Annotated in this window: 4 protein-coding genes; 3 read left to right on the top strand and 1 reads right to left on the bottom strand. The window is 65.0% G+C overall.

Features of this window, described 5'->3' with window-relative positions:
- The 3 genes from I5M_RS23555 to I5M_RS23565 all read left to right on the top strand — a co-directional run.
- Nucleotides 1-1,477, top strand: a 1,477-nt coding sequence (locus tag I5M_RS23555) for an amidohydrolase (RefSeq protein WP_022723640.1), incomplete at its 5' end; no start/stop codon positions are given.
- Nucleotides 1,478-1,511: 34 nt separating this feature from the next.
- On the top strand, nucleotides 1,512-2,432 hold the full coding sequence (locus I5M_RS23560) for a glyoxalase (RefSeq protein ID WP_085981060.1): 921 nt from the start codon (nucleotides 1,512-1,514) through the stop codon (nucleotides 2,430-2,432).
- Nucleotides 2,433-2,453: 21 nt separating this feature from the next.
- Entirely contained in the window at nucleotides 2,454-3,872 is a 1,419-nt protein-coding gene (locus I5M_RS23565; protein WP_040771871.1) for an alginate export family protein, read from the top strand.
- Between the two features lie 69 nt (nucleotides 3,873-3,941).
- Here the strand turns inward: I5M_RS23565 and I5M_RS33885 are convergent.
- On the bottom strand, nucleotides 3,942-4,093 hold a 152-nt coding region (locus I5M_RS33885; protein ID WP_031337395.1), incomplete at its 5' end, for an alpha/beta fold hydrolase.

Consider the following 4,093-nt stretch of genomic DNA (forward strand, 5'->3'; position numbering starts at 1 on the left):
CGCGGTGCGCCCGGACACGCCGGTGTTTCTGCTGCATCTGTATGACCGCGCGTTGCTCAACGGCGCTGCCCTACGCGCTGTCGGCTACACCAAGGATACGCCCGAGCCGCCCGGCGGCGAGATCATTCGCGACGCGCAGGGCAACCCGACAGGCCTGCTGCTCGCCAAACCGAATGCGGCCATTCTCTACGCGACGCTGGCCAAGGGGCCTAAGCTGCCGTTCGACTATCAGGTCAACTCGACCCGGCATTTCATGCGCGAGCTCAACCGGCTCGGCGTCACCGGCGCGATCGACGCGGGCGGCGGCTTCCAGAACTATCCGGAGGACTACGCGGTCATCCAGAAGCTGGACGAAGAGGGTCAGCTGACGATACGGCTCGCCTATAATCTGTTCACCCAAAAGCCGAAGGGCGAGAAGGACGACTTCCTCAACTGGACCAAGACGTCCAAATACAAGCAGGGCAACGACTACTTCCGCCACAACGGTGCCGGCGAAATGCTGGTGTTCTCCGCCGCGGATTTCGAGGACTTCCGCGTGCCGCGGCCCGACATGCCGCCGGAGATGGAAGGCGAGCTCGAGGACGTCGTCCGCATCCTGGTGCAGAACAAATGGCCGTGGCGGCTGCACGCCACCTATGACGAGACCATCTCGCGTGCGCTCGACGTGTTCGAGAAGGTGAATCAGGATACGCCGCTGGAAGGCCTGCACTGGTTTTTCGATCACGCCGAAACCATCTCGGATCAGTCGATCGATCGTATCGCCGCGCTCGGCGGCGGCATCGCCGTGCAGCACCGCATGGCCTATCAGGGTGAATACTTCGTCGAGCGCTACGGCATCGGCGCCGCCGAGGCGACGCCGCCGGTGAAGAAGATCCTCGACAAGGGCGTTAAGGTTTCGGCCGGAACCGACGCGACGCGCGTCGCGTCGTACAACCCGTGGGTGTCACTGTCCTGGCTGGTGACCGGCCGCACCGTCGGCGGCATGCGCCTGACGCCGCAGCGTAACTGCCTCGACCGCGAGACCGCGCTGCGGATGTGGACCGAGAACGTCACCTGGTTCTCCAACGAGGAGGGCAACAAGGGGCGCATCGCGGTCGGCCAGCTCGCCGACGTGGTGGTGCCGGACCGCGATTACTTCGCCTGCGCCGAGGCAGAGATAGCCGACACGACCTCGCTGCTCACCATGGTGGGCGGCAAGGTGGTCTATGCGGCCGGCGAGCTGGCGCGGTTCGATGCCGGCGCGCCGCCGCCGGCGATGCCGGATTGGTCGCCGGTGCGCCGCTTTGGCGGCTACGCCGCTTGGGCCGACGATGCCTCGGCCGCGAAGGTCACCGCGAATGCGATGCAGGGCTGCGGCTGCGCTAATGCCTGCAACGTCCACGGACACGATCACGCCACTGCGTGGTCGAGCAAGCTGCCGATCGCGGACCTCAAGGGTTTCTGGGGCGCACTCGGCTGCGCCTGCTGGGCAGTGTGACGCCGGCCTGACCGAAGAGACGAGGAGAGTTATGATGAGATGGTCGTTAAAAGCGTTCGGGCTATTGCTGGCAGCGCTGACGGTTGCGCCGGCGATGTCGCCGGCAACTGCCAAACAGGTGAACCCTGCGGCGCACAGCGTCGCGGTCGCGCCGCAATACGACACCACGCACGTCTATGTGGCGCCCGAGGACGTCGACAAGTTCGTGTCGAGCTTTCTCGCCACCTTCGGCGGCAAGACCACCAAGCAGGTCGTCGCAACGGTGACGCCGACGCCGAGCAGCACGACGTCGCAGCTGCTGCAGACGCCAGCCGGAACGGTTTCGCTGTTCGGCTTCAAGACCCCGATCCCGTATCCGTTCGGCGCCGAGCGTAACGGTTATCTCGTCAGCGATATCGACGCTGCCGTGAAGCAGGCTCGAGCTGCCGGGGCCTCTGTCGTAGTTTCGACGTTCCCGGATCCGATCGGGCGTGACGTCGTGGTGCAGTGGCCGGGCGGCGTCAACATGCAGCTCTATTGGCATACGACGAAGCCGGACTACGCAGCATTCGAGACCATTCCGGAGAACCGCGTCTATGTGCCCGCCGACCGCGCCGACGCCTTCGTGCGGAGCTTTCTGAAGTTCTCGCACGGCAAGATCGTCTCGGAGGCGAAAGTGTCCGGGGCGGAGATCGGGAAGCCGGACAGCACCATCAAGCGCATTCGCATCGAATCCGCTTTCGGCAAGATGGTGGTGCTGGTCAGCGACGGCCATCTGCCTTATCCGTATGGCCGTGAGACCACCGGCTACATGGTTGCCGATCTGAACGCCACGTTGGATAAGGCGAAGGCAGCCGGCGTGACGGTGCTGGTCGAGCCGTACAAGTACGAGGACCGCAGCGCCGCGATGGTGCAGTTCCCCGGCGGGTATGTGGCGGAAATCCATAGCGTCGCCGACAAGCACGCGGCAAAGTAACCGGCGCAGCAAGGAGCCGCGGTGAGGCACAGGATCGGGGTGAAGGCGCTGAAGATCGCATCGCCGCTGCTCGCAGCGGCGGCGATCGCCGCGCCGAGCCTTGCTGTCGCGGACGATGCCGCGCCGGCGCAGCGACCCGCGATCCAGTCCAATCGTTGGGCCGAGGACTGGTCGGTGCTGGCTGATCCGCGGCTGCGCACCGAGCCGTTCGATTCGCTGAAATACATTCCGCTGTGGGCCAGCGATCCCAAAAGCTACGTCTCGCTCGGCGCCACCTTCCGCCAACGCTACGAGAGCAATGACGCGGCAGCCTTCGGCACCGCCGGCACGCGCTCCGACAGCTACTTCATCCAGCGTCTGCAGGTCCATGCCGACGTCCATTTCGACGAAAATTGGCGGGCCTTTGTCCAGCTCGAGGACGACCGCGCCTTCGACAAGAACGTCATCACCCCGGTGGATCAGGACCGCGCCGATCTGCGGCTGGCGTTTCTCGAGTACACCAAGACGTTCGCCGACGGGACGCTGAAGGCGCGTGTCGGCCGGCAGGACTTCCTGTTCGACCTGCAGCGCTTCGTCTCGTCGCGCGACGGCCCCAACGTGCGGCAGTCGTTCGATGCGATCTGGGGCGATTGGGAGTCGGGGGCGTGGCGTTTCATCGGCTTCGTCAGCCGGCCGGTGCAGTACTTCGACAATCGGCCGTTCGACGACATCTCCAACGACAATTTCCGGTTCTCGACGCTGCGCATCGAACGCAAGGTGCTCGGGAATAACGAGCTGTCGGGCTATTATTCACTCTATGAGCGGCGGGGCGCGACCTATCTGGACGCCCGCGGCAACGAGCAGCGCCACGTCCTCGACATCCGCTTCGCCGGCAAGGCGCTGCAGTTCGACTGGGATCTCGAAGCCATGGGCCAGGCCGGCGAGGTCGGGGCTTCGACGGCGCGGGCCTGGGCGGTCGGCGCGCGCGCTGGCTACACGCTGACGACCGCCTGGCAGCCGCGGCTCGGCCTGCAATTCGACGCCGCCTCTGGCGACGAGCACCGCGGCGACGGGGTGCTCGGCACCTTCAATCCGCTGTTCCCGAACGGCTATTACTTCACCTTGGCCGGCTATACGGGTTACGCCAATCTCGTGCATCTCAAGCCTTCGATCACGCTCAGCCCGGCAGCCCGACTGAAGCTGATGGCGGCCGTCGGCCTGCAATGGCGCGCGACCACGCAGGATGCGATCTATGTCCAGCCCAATGTTGCGGTGGCTGGGACTGCGGGTGTCGGCAGCGCCTGGACCGGCTCCTATCAGCAGCTCCGCCTCGACTACGCGTTCGATGCGCATCTGTCCGGCGCCATCGAGGCGGTGCACTTCGAGGTCGGTGACACCATCCTGCGTGCCGGCGGCCGCAGCAGCGATTATCTCGGCGCGCAGCTGCAATACGGCTGGTGATCAACGTCCAGACAAAAAAGGCCCGGCCGGGCAAACGCCTGGCCGGGCCTTTAGACGGCTTGAACGCAGTTACTCCTTCACGAACGCCAGCAGGTCGGCGTTGAGCACGTCGGGATGCGTGGTCAGCATGCCGTGCGGGAAACCCGGATAGGTCTTGAGCTTGCCGTTCTTGAGCAGCTTGATCGAAAACTTGGCGGAATCGTCAATCGGCACGATCTGAT

This window comes from Rhodopseudomonas sp. B29 (assembly GCF_000333455.1).
Classification (GTDB): domain Bacteria; phylum Pseudomonadota; class Alphaproteobacteria; order Rhizobiales; family Xanthobacteraceae; genus Rhodopseudomonas.